This is a genomic window from Collinsella sp. CLA-ER-H6, from assembly GCF_040092305.1.
Taxonomy (GTDB): Bacteria; Actinomycetota; Coriobacteriia; order Coriobacteriales; family Coriobacteriaceae; genus Collinsella.
In genome coordinates, this window is record NZ_JBBNLS010000001.1 from 23,073 (window position 1) to 40,717 (window position 17,645).

Genomic DNA, 17,645 nt, shown 5'->3' on the forward strand with positions numbered 1-17,645 from the left:
CTCGCCTATCCCTCAAACGAAAGCACGCGGGCCAGGTCAAGCTCCTCGTAGCTGTCGATAAAGATATCGCAGTTGGCGCGCACATCGTCGCGCTTCATGCGGCCATGCGGGTCATAAATACCTACACGCTTAAAGCCGGCGGAGCCAGAGCTCTTTAGGCCAAAGACGGCGTCCTCAAACACCCAAGCGCGCTCAAACTTGTGCCCATGGCGCTCCTCCAGGCGGCGCAGCGCCAGCTCGTACACATCGGGGAACTGTTTGGAGCGTCCTGCCTCACCCGTCGTGGTAACAAATTCCATGTAAGCATCGAGACCGGCACCAGCGAGCGCGGACTGCACCAGCTCGGCCGGCGTGGACGTGGCAACGCACATGGCAATACCGGCCTCCTGCGCCTGCTTCAAAAATGCCAGGAGCCCGTCGCGCGGCGGCACCTTGGAGTACCCATCGATCAGGATATCGCTCAGTTCGCGATACAACTCTTCGCCATTCGTGCCAATGCCCCACGTGTCGTGGTAGGCCTGGCACTCGTCCTCCAGCGACAGGTGCTCAAATTGGGCAAAGTCATCCACGGTCACGTCAATCCCGTGACGGTGCAATAACTCGGGCTGGGCATAGGCCCAAACGGGGGTGCTATTAACCAGTGTGCCGTCGCAATCGAAAATAAAAGCAACCTTGGGAGCGGCGGTATGGGACATAAACGAACCTTTCGATGTCAAATGGTAAACAACCTGCTAAAAACGTTTTACCAAACGTAAGCCTAACAATTTTGAAACCCTAATTGGTAAAACTGTCAAGAGTTTTACCACGGCAATTCTGCCAGTGGTATAAACATGTCGCTTACCGATTAAACGCCCCCGCAAATCCGCTTTCGTCCATAAAACTAACGCACAGGTGTTATCGTAGTTTCTGCCGAAAGTTCCACCGAGCACGCGAGGTGGAACGAATCACAGAAACTTCGCCGTCCCTTCGATTCGTGCAGCCTTGGACCTTTCGCATCTAGTCACCAAGGCAACACGCTGCCGCGTCATGATGGGATCAAACGTGAGCGATACAAAGCTAAAGCCAACGGCTAAAAAGCCCGCAACCCGCAAACCGGCTCCGCACGCACCGGAGCTCTCCAAGGACGATGTCTACCTGTTTGGCATTGGAATGTGGGAGCGCAGCTGGGAAAAGATGGGCGCGCATCCCGACACGCAGAACCGTACGCGCGGCTGGCGTTTTTGCGTTTGGGCTCCCGACGTAAAGAGCGTCCATGTCATTGGTGAATTTAACGACTGGGATGAGCAAGCCAACCCACTGGTGCCCGTGCATACGAGCGCTATTTGGGAAGGCTTTATTCCTGGCGCCGAGCAGGGTCAGCTCTATAAATACCTTATCGAGACCAACGAGGGCGAAAAGCTCTACAAGGCCGATCCGTATGCCTTTAAGGCCGAGTGCCCTCCGGGTACCGCGAGCGTACTGTGGACCCTCGATGGGTACCAGTGGAACGACGCCGCATGGCTCAAGCGCCGCGCCGGCCATAACCACATGTCGCAGCCCCTTAACATCTACGAGGTGCATATTGGATCGTGGAAGCGCCACGGCGACGCACCGCAGGGCGAACCCGACGAGTACGGCAATTACCCCGGCCCCATGGATCCCTTCCCCGCGCAGCGCGGCGAGTTCTACACCTATGACGACCTGTCGGTGGAGCTCGTGGACTACGTGCGCGACATGGGCTACACGCATATCGAGGTCATGCCGCTTATGGAGCATCCCTTCGATGGCTCCTGGGGCTACCAGACGACCGGCTACTACGCCGCCACGTCGCGCTACGGCAACCCGCAGCAGCTCATGCACTTTATCGATGCATGCCACGAGGCGGGCATCGGCGTGATCATGGACTGGGTGCCCGGTGGTTTTTGCGCCGACTCCCACGGCCTAGCCACCTTTAACGGCCACATGCTGTTTGAGCACGAGATTCACCCCAACTGGGGCACGCACAAGTTCGACTTCGCCCGCGGCGAGGTCCGCTCCTTCCTGGTCTCCAACGTGCTGTACTGGCTCGAGAACTTCCACGTTGACGGCATTCGCATGGACGGCGTGTCCAGCATGCTGTACCTCAACTTTGGCATCGACGATCCGGGCCAAAAGAAGTTCAACAAGTACGGTACCGAGGAGGACCTGGACGCCAGCGCGTTTATCCGCCAGGTCAACTGCGCCGTGGAGGCCCACTTCCCCGACGTGATGATGATGGCCGAGGAGTCCACCGCGTGGCCGCTCGTGACCTACCCGCCGCAGGACGGCGGCCTGGGCTTCCACTACAAGTGGGACATGGGCTGGATGAACGACACCCTGCACTACATGCAGACCGATTTTCCGTGGCGCCCCGGCAACCACGGCCTGCTCACGTTCTCCATCATGTACGCCTTTACCGAGAACTTTATTTGCCCGTTGAGCCACGATGAGGTCGTGCACGGCAAGTGCTCGCTGATCGGCCGCATGCCGGGCGACTGGTGGCGCCAGTTTGCCGGCCTGCGCACGCTCGCTTTCTACCAAATGACGCACCCCGGTGCCAAGCTCAACTTTATGGGCAACGAAATCGGCCAGTTTATTGAGTGGCGCTACTACGAGTCCATCCAGTGGTTCCTGACCGAGGAGTACGAGACCCACCGTCATCATCAGGCGTTCATCAAGGCGCTCAACCATCTGTACACCGCCGAGCCCGCCCTGTACGAGCGCGGCTACACCGACGACGGCTTTACCTGGATCGACGCGGACAACTCCAAGCAGTCCATCGTGAGTTTTGTGCGCCAGGGCGAGGACGTCGATGACGACCTGGTGATCCTGATCAACTTTGACCCGGCGAGCTACGAGAGCTTCCGTGTGGGCGTGCCGCGCGAGGGTGACTGGGATGTCATCTTTGATTCCGACCGTCCTGAGTTCGGCGGCAGTGGATACGCCGGTGAGGAGCCCTACACCTGCTCGAGCGAGCCCTATCCCTGGAACGGGCAGATGGACTCCATCGAGATGAAGGTGCCCGGCCTGGCGGGCGTGGTGCTTAAACGCCGCGGTCCCAGCAGCTACAAGCCGCCCGTGGTTGAGGCGCCCAAGAAGGCGACGCGCAAGCGTGCGTCCTCGGTAAAGCCCAAGCCCGCGGCCGACAAGAAGGCTCCGGCTAAGGCGAAGGCTGCCAAGTCTGCTGCCAAGGCTTCGGCCAAGTCCAGCACGGCCAAAAAGGCAGCCACCAAAAAGGCTGCCCCCAAGACTAAGGCAGCTGCTGTTAAGGCTCCTGCCAAGAAAGCGTAACAAAGGCGTTACCACTGCAATTACCCGCCCCGCGGGGGCGTAGGATACAAGTCATAACCGTTCCGGGAGAAACATCCCCGGGGGAAAGGAACGTATGAATAAGATCTTCGACAACAAGCAGGAGTTTACCGAGCTCTATCGCGATGCCGTCATGAGCATCAGCGGCAAGAGCGTCGAGGCCGCCAGCGACCTGGACCGCTTTAACGCCCTGGCAAAGCTCGTGGCCGAGAAGGCACGCACCGTTGCCACCAAGAGTGACGCCCGCGTCACCGCCGAGGGCAAGAAGCGCGTGTACTACTTCTCGATCGAGTTTTTGATCGGCCGCCTGCTCGACAACTACCTGCTCAACTTTGGCGTGCGCGATATGGTCGCCGAGGCTCTCGACGACATGGGCTTTGACCTGTCCGTCATCGAGAACCAGGAGCCCGATCCGGCACTGGGCAACGGTGGCCTGGGCCGTCTGGCCGCATGCTTCCTGGATTCCATGGCAGCCGAGGGCATTGCCGGCTACGGCAACGGCATGCGCTACCGTTACGGCCTGTTTAAGCAGGAAATCGTCAACGGCAGCCAGGTCGAGGCCACCGACGAGTGGCTCACTCACGGCTATCCCTGGGAGGTCCGTCGTCAGGACAAGGCCGTGACCATTAAGTTTGGTGGCCGCGTCGAGGGCTTTGAGGAGAACGGCCGCACGTTCTACCGCACGGTGGACACGCAGGATATCCTGGCCGTTCCTTATGACATCCCCGTGGTGGGCTATGCCGGCGAGACCGTCAACAAGCTACGCGTCTGGGCCGCCGAGCCGGTCGAGGAGCACTTTGACCTTGAGGCCTTCAACCGCGGCGACTATGCCCTGGCCGATGCCGAGCGTGCCGAGGCCGAGGCCATCAGCGCCATCCTCTACCCCAACGACGCCGGCGAGCACGGCCGTCTGCTGCGCCTGAAGCAGGAGTACCTGTTTGTTTCGGCCGGCATCTACAGCCTGCTCGACACCTTTGAGAAGGAGCATGGCGAAAACTGGGAGCTGCTGACGCAGTTTGTGGCCATCCACACCAACGACACCCACCCCGCCATGTGCGGACCCGAGCTCATGCGCATCCTGATCGACGAGAAGAAGCTTGAGTGGGATGACGCCTGGAACATCGTGACGCAGGTCGTGAGCTATACCAACCACACCATCCTGCCCGAGGCTCTGGAGAAGTGGCCCATCGGCACGTTCTCCAAGCTCCTCCCCCGCGTGTATCAGATCATCGATGAGATCAGCCGTCGTTGGCACGAGTCGTTCGACACCACCCAGGAGGGCTGGCAGGAGCGTTTGCGCCAGACCGCCATCCTGTGGGACGGCGAGATTCGCATGGCCAACCTGTCCGTGATCTGCAGCCACAGCGTCAACGGCGTGGCCAAGATCCACTCCGACATCATCAAGAACATCGTGCTCAAGGACTTCTATGCCCTGACACCCGAGAAATTCAACAACAAGACCAACGGCATCTCGCATCGTCGCTTCTTTGCCGAGGCCAACCCCACCTACGCCAAGCTCGTCACCGATGCCATTGGCGATGGCTGGCTCAAGGACGCCTTTGAGCTGGAAAAGCTTAAAAGTTTCCAGAACGACACCGAGTTCCTGAAGGCCGTGGGTGCTTCCAAGCGCGCCAACAAGGAGCGCCTGGCCGCCTACGTTAAGGCCGAGACCGGTTTGGTCATCGACCCCAACACCGTCTTCGATGTTCAGGTAAAGCGCTTCCACGCCTACAAGCGCCAGCTCATGAACATCATGAAGGTGATGGACATCTACAACCGTCGCATCGCCGATCCCAACTTCCACGTGACGCCGACGACCTTCATCTTTAGCGGCAAGGCTGCCTCGAGCTACACCTTTGCCAAGGAGACCATCCGCCTCATTAACTCCGTCGCCGAGGTCATCAACAACGACGCCCGCGTCAACGAGGTCATGAAGGTCTGCTTTATCCCCAACTTCCGCGTGAGCAACGCCCAGCTCATCTACCCTGCCGCCGAGATCTCGGAGCAGATCTCCACGGCCGGCAAGGAGGCCTCGGGCACGTCCAACATGAAGCTCATGATGAACGGTGCCATTACGCTGGGCACTCTCGACGGCGCCAACATCGAGATTGCCGACCTGGCCGGTCGCGAGAACGAGGCCATCTTTGGCCTGACCGCTCCCGAGGTCGAGCAGCTCTGGGCATCCAACAGCTACTTTGCATGGGATACCCTCAACGGCGACCGCGAGCGTCTGGGCCGCGTGATGGACGAGCTCAAGGACAACACCTTTGCGGGCCTTTCGGGCAACTTCGAGAGCATTTACAACGAGCTTATGAACAACAACGACCCCGACCTGGTTATGGCCGATTTCCGCAGCTACGTGGATGCGTGGGAGAAGCTCACGAACAGCTACGGCAACCAGGAGACCTGGAACCGCAAGGCGCTGCTCAACACCGCCTCGAGCGGCTGGTTCTCGAGCGACCGCACCATTCGCGAGTATCGAGACGAGATCTGGCACGCGTAAAGGCGCGCGAGTTCCCTTCTTTGCCGCACGGCATTATTCGGTGGGCGCGACCAGGAGCCGTGCCCACCGCTAATGGGTTAGAAACATCGATGACAGAAGGAGAAATCGATGAGTAAGAAAGAATGCATCGCGATGCTCCTCGCAGGAGGACAGGGCAGCCGATTGGGGGCACTCACCCAAAAGATCGCCAAGCCGGCGGTTAGCTTTGGTGGCAAGTTCCGCATTATCGACTTTTCGCTCTCCAACTGCTCCAACTCGGGCATCGACACGGTGGGCGTTCTGACGCAGTATCGCCCCTACCTGCTTCATGCCTACGTGGGCTCCGGCGAGGCGTGGGATCTGGACAGCCGCGACGGCGGCGTGTCGATCCTGCCGCCGTACGAGACGCAGACCGGTGGCGCCTGGTATGCGGGCACGGCCGACGCTATTACGCAGAACCTCGACTACATCAAGGCCAACGACCCCAAGTACGTCCTGATTCTTTCGGGCGATCACCTGTATCGCATGGACTACCGCAAGATGCTCAAGACGCACATTGAGAACAACGCCGACCTCACGGTGAGCGTTATGCCCGTGCCGTGGGAGGAGGCCAGCCGCTTTGGCATCCTGACCACCGACCCCGAGGACGGCCGCATCACCAAGTTTACCGAGAAGCCCGATAAACCCGATTCGAACCTCGCATCCATGGGCATCTACATCTTCTCGGCCGACGTACTGATCGAGGCGCTCGAGGAGGACACTCTGGACCAGCGTTCGAGCCACGACTTTGGCAAGGACATCATCCCCAAGCTGCTCGGCGAGGGCAAGCGCCTGTACAGCTACGAGTTCCACGGCTTTTGGAAGGACGTCGGCACTATCGCCAGCTTCCACGAGACCTCGATGGACCTGTTGGGCAACAACCCCGAGTTCGATCTGTTTGACAAGCACTTCCCCATCATGTCCAACATCACCACGCGACCGCCGCACTACATTAGTCCGGATGGTCGCCTGGACGACTGCCTGGTCTCCAACGGCTGCAAGATCTACGGCACCGCTCGCCACTCGATCCTTTCGACCGATGTCATCATCGAGGAGCGCGCCGTGGTCGAGGATTCCGTACTGCTGCCGGGTGCGCACGTTAAGAGCGGCGCGCACATCTGCCGCGCTATTTTGGGCGAGAACTCCACGGTCGAAGAGGGCGTGAAGCTCGGCTCTGTCGATACCACCAAGGATACGGCCGTCGTTGGAAATGACGTCGTTATCGGGAAGGGGGAATGATCCGATGATCAATCGCAAGGCCATCGGTTATATCACCGCTAACTACTCTTCGACCTACGGCAGCGTGCTGCTCAAGGACCGCCCCATCGCGTCCGTCCCGTTTTTGGGTCGCTACCGCCTGATCGACTTTCCGCTGTCCAACATGATGAATGCCGGCATCAAGACCGTCGGTGTCGTCATGCCGGGTAACTACCGTTCCCTGATCGACCACGTGGGCTCGGGCAAGGACTGGGGCCTGGACCGCAAGAAGGGCGGCCTGTTCATGGTGCCTGGCAACGCGTATGGCACCACCAAGGGCGGCATACGCTTCCTGCTGCGCGACATCATCTCCAACAAGACGCTGTTCCAGCGCTCGGACAAGCCCTATGTCGTGATGATGGGCACCAACATCATCTTTAACATGGACCTCAACACCATCATCGACGCGCACGAGAACTCCGGCGCCCAGATGACCGTGGTGTACTGCAAGGCCACGCGCAACGTCGATGACGAGACCAAGCTGCAGATCAACGAGAACGGTCGCCTGACGGGCGTGAGCGCCGGTGTCGTGTACGGCGACAACGCCTCTATGGACTGCTGCATCGTCAACCGCGAGACGTTGCTCGAGATCATCGACCACTACCAGGCCGCCGACTATCTGGACCTGCTCGAGGCGCTCCAGGGCGACTTTGGCAACATCGACGTGTGCAGCTACGAGTACAAGGGCGAGGTCGTGGGCGTGTTTAGCGAGAAGTCGCTGTATCGCCGCAGCATGGACCTGCTCGACCAGACCGTGGCCGACCAGCTCTTTGACCCCGAGCGCCCGATCCTGACCAAGGCCCACGACGTGCCGCCTTCGCGCTACGCGACCGGCAGCCACGCGTGCAACTCGATCATCTCGGCCGGCTGCATCATCAAGGGCACCGTGCGCAACTCGATCCTGTCGCGCGGCGTCGTGGTTGAGGAAGGCGCCTCGGTGACCAACTCGATCATCAACCAGAGCTGCATCATCAAGAGCGGCGCCCGCGTTGAGAACGCCATCCTGGACAAGAACAACGTGGTTCCCACCAACACCGAGCTTCGCGGCACGCCCGAGAACATCCTGGTGCTGGGCAAGGCTCCGTTAACTTCCGATACCACGATCGTACGTTAACGTTGGCACCGCAACATCGCTCGTAACATGTAGAATAGCCGCCCGGTTCGCGCCAGGCGGCTATTCTCGAATTGCAACATGGGAGACAATATGGCTGATTCCAGCAAAAAGATGCAGATCGTGTTTGCCTCGGCCGAGTGCGCGCCGTTTGTGAAGACCGGTGGCCTGGGCGACGTGGCCGGCTCGCTACCTGCGGCGCTTGTGCGCGCCGGCGCCGAGGTCATCGTGATGGTGCCCAAGTACGCCACCATCAAGGACGAGTACAAGGCGCAGATGGAGCACTTCTCCGACTTTTACGTGAGCCTGGGCTGGCGCAACGAGTACTGCGGGCTCGAGAAGCTCGAGCACGACGGCGTCACCTATATGTTCATCGACAACGAGCGCTACTTTGCGCGCGACTATCCGTACGGCTTCTTTGATGACGGCGAGCGCTTTGCGTTCTTCTCCAAGGCCATTACCGAGAGCCTGCAGCACCTGCCCGAGGGCTTTGAGTGCGACATCCTGCACTGCAACGACTGGCAGACAGCGCTGGCGCCCGTTTTTTTGCGCGAGTTCTACCAGGGCCTGCCGCTGTACGACCGCGTCAAGACCGTGTTCTCGATCCACAACGTGGCGTTCCAGGGCCAGTTTAGCGACACCGTAATGGAGGACATCCTGGGTGTGGCACATATTCCGGCGGCCGCCTCGCAGCTGCGTTGCGACGCCTGCAGCATCAACTACATGCTGGGCGCCCTGCGCTATGCCGACGCCATCACCACGGTGAGCCCTACCTATGCCAACGAGATCCAGACGCCCGAATTTGGCGAGGGCCTGGACGGTGTGCTGCGCGAGCGTTCGTACGCGCTGCAGGGCATTTTGAATGGCATCGACGTTGCGGGCTTTGATCCAGCAACTGACAAGCGCATTGCCGCCAACTACACCGTGGAGGACCGCTCCGGCAAGGCCGTGTGCAAGGCCAAGCTGCAGGAAGAGCTGGGGCTCGAGGTTCGCGATGACCGTCCGCTCATGGTGATGGTCACGCGCCTGACGCGCCAGAAGGGCATGGACCTGGTCATGTACGCACTCGACCGCATCCTGGCCGGCGGCGTGCAGGTGGCGGTGCTGGGCACCGGCGACCGCGACTACGAGGACGGCCTGCGCTATTTCCAGGACAAGTACCCCGGCACCATGGCCGCGCGCATCGAGTTCGATCCGGCGCTGTCTCAGCGTATGTATGCTGCCGCCGACATGTTCCTGATGCCCTCGAAGTTTGAGCCCTGCGGCCTGTCGCAGATCATCGCCATGCGCTATGGCACGCTGCCCATCGTGCGCGAGACCGGTGGCCTGAAGGACACCGTGCAGCCGTATAACGAGTTTACCGGCGAGGGCACGGGCTTCTCGTTTACCAACTTTAACGGCGATGAGATGGGCGATGCCGTATTCCGCGCGGCGCGTCTGTTCTGGGATAACCGCGAGGCCTGGAACCAGCTGGTCACGCAGGCTATGAGCCAGGACTTTAGCTGGACGCGCTCGGCCGATAAGTATCTGGACCTGTACTTCTTTATGCATCCGGAGATCGAGCGCCCGGTGGCTGTGGAGGCTGCGACGACTGTCGAGGAGCCCGCTGCCGCAGAGTCCGAGCCTGCGGCGACCGTTAAGGAGCCCGCTGCCGCTGAGGAGCCCAAGGCCGAGGAGATGCCGGTTGAAGCCGAGCCCGTTAAGGTCGATCCTGAGGTGAAGCCAGCGTCGAAACCTGCCGCCAAGAAGACGACGGCCCGCAAGACGACGGCTAAGAAGGCCACGACCACGAAGGCCGCTGCTAGCAAGACTAGCGCCGCTAAGGCAACTACTGCCAAGGCATCGACTACGCGCAAGCGTACGACCGCCGCTGCCAAGAAAGCTGCCGAGGCCGAGGTCGCTCCCGAGGTAAAGGCCAAGCCCGCGGCAAAGGCTCCGGCCAAGACCGCTGCCAAGAAGACGACCGCGAGCGTCAAGAAGGCAACGGCAGCCAAGAAGACCACGGCAACGAAGTCGACGGTGTCCAAGGCTGCCACGACGAAGGCCGCCGCGAAGACGACCCCGAAGGCTGCTGCAAAGCCCACCGTCAAGGTCGAGGAGGCGCACTCCGAGCCCAAGGCCAAGGCAGCTGTCGAGGCAAAGCCGGCCGCCAAGACCACCACGCGCAAGCGCTCTACGACGACGGCCAAGAAGACCACGACCAAGGCTGCAGCTCCAAAGGCAGAGGCTAAGGACGAGGACAAGCCCGCAGTAAAGGCCGAGCCGACGCCGAAGGTCGCCGAGGTCAAGACCGCTCCCAAGGCTAAGGCAAAGGCCGAGCCCGCCAAGGAGGCCCCGATCTCCCCCGCCACTCCGGCCGAGGAAAAGGCTCCGACCAAGAAGACCTCCGTCCGTAAGGCAACGGCCACCCGTAAGCGTCACTAGTCTGGACGATTAAAACTTAATCCAACGCAAAAGAGGGCGCCCCAATTAGGCGCCCTCTTCTTGGTTGAACTTCTGTATTAAAAAGAGGGCCGGTTTACTACGACAAAATAGCTCTGGCCGACCACGGAGAGTATTCTATGAAATTGGCAACGCTTCTACCTGCGGTTTTAATATCACCAAATTGACCGTGGTTGAGATCATTCAATTCGTCGTAGTAAACCGATGTACTTTTGTTTGGCTACAAATAGTATCGGTATAGGCTTTTTCGAATATCGCGATAATATGGATGGTAAAACGATTTTCTAGGACAACCGTTCGCCGATGGTAAACGGATGTTGTTTATACAGCCTGTGTACAACAGATATACTTATATCCTGTGCGTAAAGCCCATGGCCCGCAGGCCGTGATTCTATTGAACTGGACCGTATTATGAGATTGATTCACAACAGCCGTCTGCCGCAGTTTCGTACTCCGTTTGGCGCTGTGACCACTGGAACTTCCGTTTCGCTATCGGTGATTTTGGAGGATGCCGACCCCGACCAGGCAACGCTTACACTGCGTACCTGGGTCGATGAAATCGGTGAGTCTCTGTATCCCATGACGCACGAGGGCGACGGCATATTTACTGCAGAGCTTGAGTGCACCGAGCCCTGTCTTATCTGGTACAGCTTTATCTGCAATATCGAGGGCCAGCCCGAGGTCCGTTTGGGTGCACCGCAGGGTCGCACCGGTGGCGAGGGCGTAACCTACGACTACGCCGAGGTTCCGTCTTTCCAGATTACCGTCTATAAGCACCGCGAAAACCGTCCCACCTGGTACGAGCGCGGTATGGTCTACCAGATCTTCCCCGACCGCTATGCCCGCGACGAAAACTGGCGCGAGCGCACGCTGGCCGAGGTCGAAAAGCCGCGCAACGGAATCCAGCGCCGCATGGTCGAGGACTGGAACGAACCGCCCGAGTACGAGCGTGCCGAAGACGGCTCCATCAAGACCTGGGATTTTTACGGCGGCTCGCTCAAGGGTATCCAAAATGACCTGCCCCGCATTGCCGAGCTAGGCTTTACGGCCATCTACCTCAACCCCATCTTTGAGGCCGCGAGCAACCACCGCTACGACACGGCCGACTACACCAAGATCGACCCGATTCTGGGCACCGAGCAGGACTTTACGGAGCTGTGCGAGGCGGCCAAGAAGCTCGGCATTTCCATCATCCTGGATGGCGTCTTCAACCATACGGGCGACGACTCGATCTACTTTAACCGCTACGGCAATTATCCCGGCGTCGGTGCGTGGCAGAGCGAGGACTCGCCGTGGCGCGATGCGTTTTACTTCCATGAGGACGGTTCGTATGACTGCTGGTGGGGCGTGGGCAACATGCCCGCCATCAACGAGAGCTCCGAGCTGGTACGCGAGCGGCTCCTGGGCAAGGACGGCGTGATTCGCAAATGGCTGCGCGCCGGTGCCCACGGCTGGCGACTCGATGTGGCAGATGAACTTTCCGATGACTTCCTGGCTGAGATCAAAAAGGCCGTGCTCGCCGAGAAACCCGACGCGCTGCTGCTCGGCGAGGTCTGGGAAGACGCCTCCAACAAGATCAGCTATGGCCATCTGCGCCGCTACCTGCAGGGCTCCGAGCTTGACTCTGCTATGGATTACCCCTTCCGCGACATGGTCATCGGCTTTTTGATGGGTTACAAGAACGCCTACCAGGCAGCCGAGGATATCGAAACCCTGCGCGAGAACTACCCGCGCGAGGCACTGGCCTGCGCACTCAATCTGCTTTCGAGCCACGACCGTCCGCGCATCATCTCGGTGCTCGGCGGTGGTCCCGACGAGTCGCAGCTGCCCGAGAGCGAGCGCAGCAAGTGGCGCCTGAACGAGAATTCCATGGGCCTGGCCAAGAGCCGCTTTTGGTTGGCGACGCTCATGCAGATGACCTTCCCGGGTGTGCCCTCGATCTATTATGGCGATGAGTACGGCCTGGAGGGCCTCACCGATCCGGGCAACCGCCGCACGATGCCGACCAAGGACCAATTGCACGACTTCGATACACTCGCCATCCTTAAAAACGCCTCGGCCGTGCGCCGTGCTCTACCGTTTATGGTCGACGGCGAGATCAAGGCTTTTGCGCTCAACGACGACGTCTTGGCCTACACGCGCACGGGCCAAGACGGCGAGGCCGCGACGGTTATCATCAACCGCAGCCTGCGCAATTCGCACTGCGTGACGATTCCAGCGCTCGGTGAATGTGCAAGCGACGTGATCAGCGGCCACGAATGCGAGATCCACAACCGCACGGTTACGCTCGACCTGTACCCGTTGGGCTCTTCGATCATCTATCACCATGCCGAGGAGCGCCTGCAGGAACCGCTCGATCATGGCGCAGGCGTCGTGTGCCATATCACCTCGGTGCCGACCGATGACGGCAAGCCCGGCACAATCGGCGCGCCCACGCGTCGTTTTATCGACCACCTGGCCGCCATGGGCATGCGTTACTGGCAGGTCCTGCCCGTCAATCCCACGGACTTCTTCCGCTCCCCCTACGCCGGCCCCTCGGCCTTTGCAGGCAATATCGACCTGCTGCCCGAGAGCCACGAGGAGCTGGCCGCCGACTTCGTCACCTGGAAGACCCGCGGCGGCGAGGATGCCGACCCGCTGTACACGGCGTTTAAACATCGCAACGCCGACTGGCTCGAGAAGTACTGCGTCTACATGGCGGTAAAGAAGCACTTTGAGGGTCTGTCGCGCCACGATTGGCCGGCGGATGTCGCGCGCTACAACGAGTACCTGATCGATGACAAGCGATTCCACGACGAGGCCGAGCTGCAGGCGTACATGCAGTATCGCTTTGACCTTGCCTGGTGCGAGCTTATGAACTATGCACACAAGAAGGGCATCGAGGTCATCGGCGATATCCCGATGTATGTCTCGGACGATTCGGCCGACGCGTGGAGCGAGCCCGAAAACTTCTGGCTGTCCGACACCGGCAAGGCGATTGAGATTTCGGGCGCGCCGCCCGACAACTTTGCACCCGAGGGCCAGGTCTGGGGCAACCCCACCTTCCGTTGGGATCACATGAAGAAGAACGGCTATCGCTGGTGGATGGATCGCCTGCGTCGTGCGTTCGCGCTCTACGACCGCGTGCGCCTGGACCACTTCCTGGGTTTCCACAGCTACTTTAGCATCCCTGCCGGCAAGGCCTGTGCCGACGGCCGCTGGCTGGCTGGCCCGGGCAAGGACCTGTTCCAGACGGCCTACGACGAGCTGGGTCCGCTCAACTTTATTGCTGAGGACCTGGGCTATTTGACGCCTGGTGTTCGCGCGATGGCTTCGACCTGTGGCTTCCCCGGCATGGACGTACTGGAGTTTAGCAACTACGACGTTCGCTGCGGAATTCATCCCACACCGGGCAAGATCCTGTACACCTCGACGCACGACACCTCGACGCTTGCCGGCTGGTGCACGCACTCCTTTGCAGGCGGCGACGAGCCGAGCGGCATTGCATTGGCAGGCGAGCTCATGGGCAATGCCCTGGCAAGCGATGCTCCGCTCGTGATGATGCCGTTGCAGGACGTGCTGGGGCTTGGCGACGATGCACGAATGAACGTACCGGGCGTGGCCACGGGCAACTGGACATGGCAGGCTGACGAGGCCGACGTTGCGGCAGCCGAGGAGAAAACTGCGAAGCTCCTGCGCAACACTCATAGATTCTGGGGCGAAGCGTGATAAAACCCCCGATATAGGGTACAGTTACAGCTGTTTGAATTTTTGCGGGCAGAGCGATCTGCCCGCTTTGTGCTGAAAAGGAAGTATTATGGCGCGCTACGATTACAAGTGCACGAGCTGCGGCAACGTGTTTGAGGTTGAGCACCCCATGTCCGAGACGCCCGAGATCGTATGCCCCAGCTGCGGCGCCCCGGCATCCAAGACGTTCTCGGCCAGTGGCATCAAGTTTGAAGGCAGCGGTTTCTACAACACCGACCAGCGAAGCGGCGGCTCCAGCACCAACGCCACCAGCGGCTGTTGCGCCAACTGCCCGCATAACCACTAGTGACAAGCGGCCCCGCTACCCAGGTTTCCCTATGAGTTGCGGTGAAATAGTTCCTGAATCAGCCCATCCAACGGCCAAACGGGAACTATTTCACCGCAACTTTTCTTTAGATCGGATTTCGGGCTGATGCTAAGTTTGTAGCTTTTCAAAACTTTGCCGGATTACGGGGCTGAATTGACAACCTCTATCCATTCCGGTAATTTGCAAATTTCAACAAACCATCTACCTGCGGTTTTATTTAGGCCATTTTTGCTGTGGTCGGGCATCACCAATCTAGCCCCGTAATCCGCCCTACTTTTGATAGCAGCAAGTATGAAACAGGGCTGTTTTCCCACTCTTTACCGCTATTGCGATTTCCGCTCGCATGACCTTCTGAGTTGCGGTGAAATAAGAACTGTTTGGCGGCTAGAAGCCGCTGTTCAATCCCTATTTCACCGCAACTTAGTTGTTACTTGTGGACCAGGCGGGCGCAGAAGTGACCGTCGTAGGAGTCGGCGTTTACGGGGACGCTTTGGAAAAGTCCACGGTCGTTTTGGCGTACGGAGACAAGCTTCTTGGCTTGTTCGAACTCGGGTAACTGCAGAATTTGGGCTTCGGAGAGCGGCGCCACGGTAAAGTCGGCGCCCTCGGGAGAGGCCAGGAAGGCATCCACGACCTGCGCGTTCTCCTCATCAAAGACCGAGCACGTCGCATAGATAAGCTCGCCATCCTCGGCAACGCGCGCGGCTGCTTCCTTGAGCATCGTCAGCTGCAGCTTGGGCAGCTCAGTCGTAACATCGTTCTCGGTCAGGCGCCAGGGAATCTCGGGATGACGACGCATGGTGCCGGTGCCCGAGCACGGCGCATCGATAAACACCGTATCGAACTTAACCGGCTCGCCAAGCATGGCATCAAACGATGTGAGCACCTCATCAAGCTCGCAGGCATCACCCGAAACCGTACGAACACCCGTAATACCCGCCTTATGCAGGCGAGCGAGATTCAGATCGCACTTGCGATCATGCAGATCGAGCGCCGTATGCTGACGCTCATAGCCCGCACGCTTGGCCTGGCACATCATCACATAGGTCTTGGTGCCACGACCGGCACCAATCTCAAGGCAGCTACCAGGGCGCGTGCCAGCTGTGGCGATAAGCTGCGCGTTGAGATCAGATGCCACCGCGGCAGCACGCTCAAACACACCCGAAGCAACGGTAACCTGGGCATCAACCGGGGCATGGCAGCCCGGGAAGACAGGCGCGACGAGCTGCGAGATATACGGATCGGGCTTGGTCGCAAAGGCGTTCTCATGCAGGGCCAGCGGAGCGGGGGCCAGATTACCGGCAAAGCTAAGCGCGCCCTCCGGTGTGTCAAACGAAGCCATAATACGAGCGCACAGCCAACGCGGCAGACCCATCAGGCGCGACAGACGAACCAAGCGTCGCTCAGACTCGTCTACATCGGACGCAGTGGCAAAGTCCTCAACGTTGTCCGCGACCTTATGCAGCACGGCATTGGCCAAACCGGCGGCAGACTTAGCTCCGCTGCGCACCAGCTCAACGCCCTGACTCACCGCAACGCGGCCAGGCGTATGCAGGTAGAGCATCTCAAAGGCCGAGATGCGAAGCGCCATGCGAACACGCGGCGTGACCTTTTTGGGCTTATCGAGAAACTGGTCGAGCAGCTCGTCCAAAATACCCTGCGTAGCGGCCACACCCAGCGCCAAGCGGGCGGCAAAAGCGGAATCGCGCTGGTCAATAGCCTTGGCCGATGCGCGAGAGGACAGCACGTCACGCGCATACATGCCGCGGCGATCGGCCTCCATTAGCACATCGAGCGCAAGTTTGCGCGCGGGAGACAGCTTGCTCATGACAAAACACCCCAGATAAGATCAGCGCCTTGCAGCCCAGCAGCCCAAGCAGAAGCGGCCATGGCACGCTTGCCATCGGGCTTAACCTCGAGCAGTTCAACCGCACCATCGGAAAGACCAAGGTAAACACGCTTGGCCTTAATGAGAACCTGACCCTCGCCAAGCGACACATCAGCCGGCGCAGCATCGAGCACGCGCACGGTCTTGCCGGCAATCACGCAACGAGCAGGCGCGGTATCGGACGAAGCGAGCACATGACGCACGCAATCGAGCGGAGCCATCTGCGGATCCAGACGCATCTCCAGCTTGGAAATCTTGGCAGCATGAGTGACGAACGACTCATCCTGCTCAGTCCACACAGCGGTGCCATCGGCAAGAGAAGGAAGCGTATCGGCAAGCAGTTTGCCGCCAAGCTCACCAAGCTCCATGGTCAGCGCCTCAGCATGCTTACCGGCAACCGACGTGGAAGCCTGAGCACAATAAGCACCAGTATCCACGCCATGCCCAATGCGCATAATGGAAACGCCAGCAACCTCATCACCAGCAAGAATGGCACGCTGAATGGGAGCAGCCCCACGCCAACGAGGCAACAAGGACGCATGAACATTCACAATACCGAGCGGCGCCATATGCAGCACCTCATCGGGCAAAATGCAGCCATAGGCAGCCACACAGAAAATATCAGCCCGCGCAGCCTTGAGCGCCTCAACAACTTCAGGCGTCATACGATTAGCCTCAACAACCGGCAGCCCAAACTCAAGCGCCTTGGCCTTAACAGGAGAAGGCTCAAGCTTCTTACCGCGCCCACGAACAGCATCGGGACGAGTAATAACAAGCGCAATCTCGTTCCCAGCCTCAACAAGCGAAGTCAGCGAAGGCACAGCAAAATCAGGCGTACCCATAAACACAATACGCATAAAGGACGTCTCCCCTCAACCAAAGCCGAGACAGCTACAAATAACAGCGGAAAGCCAAGTACCCAGCCCATCCGCAATAACAATTCAACAAGAACAAATATACCCAAAACCAAAGAAAGAGCCGCAATAAAAGCAGCTCTTCCAACAAAGCAATTATCAGCGAAGACGCCCCTCCCTGGCCCAACGGCACCCGGGCGAACCGAAGAGTG

10 protein-coding genes are annotated in these 17,645 nt (G+C 59.6%); 7 read left to right on the forward strand and 3 right to left on the reverse strand.

Annotated features, from left to right (window positions below):
* Positions 1 to 5: 5 nt before the first annotated feature.
* Entirely contained in the window at positions 6 to 695 is a 690-nt protein-coding gene (locus tag AAAX77_RS00135; RefSeq protein WP_161115684.1) for an HAD family phosphatase, read from the reverse strand.
* A 331-nt stretch (positions 696 to 1,026) separates the two neighbouring features.
* On the opposite strand from AAAX77_RS00135, the gene glgB reads away from it, so the two are divergent.
* The 7 genes from glgB (at position 1,027) to AAAX77_RS00170 (ending at position 14,670) form a co-directional block, all read left to right on the forward strand.
* A complete protein-coding gene (gene glgB, locus AAAX77_RS00140; protein ID WP_349104278.1) occupies positions 1,027 to 3,288 on the forward strand; it encodes a 1,4-alpha-glucan branching protein GlgB in 2,262 nt (753 codons plus the stop codon).
* Between the two features lie 94 nt (positions 3,289 to 3,382).
* Complete coding sequence (locus tag AAAX77_RS00145) at positions 3,383 to 5,809, forward strand: glycogen/starch/alpha-glucan phosphorylase (RefSeq protein WP_349104139.1); 2,427 nt, start codon at positions 3,383 to 3,385, stop codon at positions 5,807 to 5,809.
* 108 nt (positions 5,810 to 5,917) lie between these two features.
* A complete protein-coding gene (locus tag AAAX77_RS00150; RefSeq protein WP_349104140.1) occupies positions 5,918 to 7,066 on the forward strand; it encodes a glucose-1-phosphate adenylyltransferase in 1,149 nt (382 codons plus the stop codon).
* 4 nt (positions 7,067 to 7,070) lie between these two features.
* Entirely contained in the window at positions 7,071 to 8,198 is a 1,128-nt protein-coding gene (gene glgD / locus AAAX77_RS00155; RefSeq protein WP_349104142.1) for a glucose-1-phosphate adenylyltransferase subunit GlgD, read from the forward strand.
* Between the two features lie 90 nt (positions 8,199 to 8,288).
* Positions 8,289 to 10,619, forward strand: coding sequence for a glycogen synthase GlgA (gene glgA / locus AAAX77_RS00160; RefSeq protein WP_349104143.1), 2,331 nt, complete (start codon positions 8,289 to 8,291; stop codon positions 10,617 to 10,619).
* A 429-nt stretch (positions 10,620 to 11,048) separates the two neighbouring features.
* Complete coding sequence (locus tag AAAX77_RS00165; RefSeq protein WP_349104145.1) at positions 11,049 to 14,345, forward strand: 4-alpha-glucanotransferase; 3,297 nt, start codon at positions 11,049 to 11,051, stop codon at positions 14,343 to 14,345.
* 88 nt (positions 14,346 to 14,433) lie between these two features.
* Positions 14,434 to 14,670 carry an FmdB family zinc ribbon protein gene (locus tag AAAX77_RS00170; RefSeq protein ID WP_349104147.1) on the forward strand — a complete coding sequence of 79 codons (237 nt, stop codon included), beginning with the start codon at positions 14,434 to 14,436 and terminating at the stop codon, positions 14,668 to 14,670.
* 448 nt (positions 14,671 to 15,118) lie between these two features.
* On the opposite strand, the gene AAAX77_RS00175 is transcribed toward AAAX77_RS00170, so the two are convergent.
* Positions 15,119 to 16,519 carry a transcription antitermination factor NusB gene (locus AAAX77_RS00175; protein ID WP_349104148.1) on the reverse strand — a complete coding sequence of 467 codons (1,401 nt, stop codon included), beginning with the start codon at positions 16,517 to 16,519 and terminating at the stop codon, positions 15,119 to 15,121.
* Positions 16,516 to 17,436 (reverse strand): methionyl-tRNA formyltransferase, encoded by a 921-nt coding sequence (gene fmt, locus AAAX77_RS00180; RefSeq protein ID WP_349104150.1) that lies wholly within the window; start codon positions 17,434 to 17,436, stop codon positions 16,516 to 16,518. The genes AAAX77_RS00175 and fmt overlap by 4 nt, the downstream gene beginning before the upstream one ends.
* Positions 17,437 to 17,645: the final 209 nt, after the last annotated feature.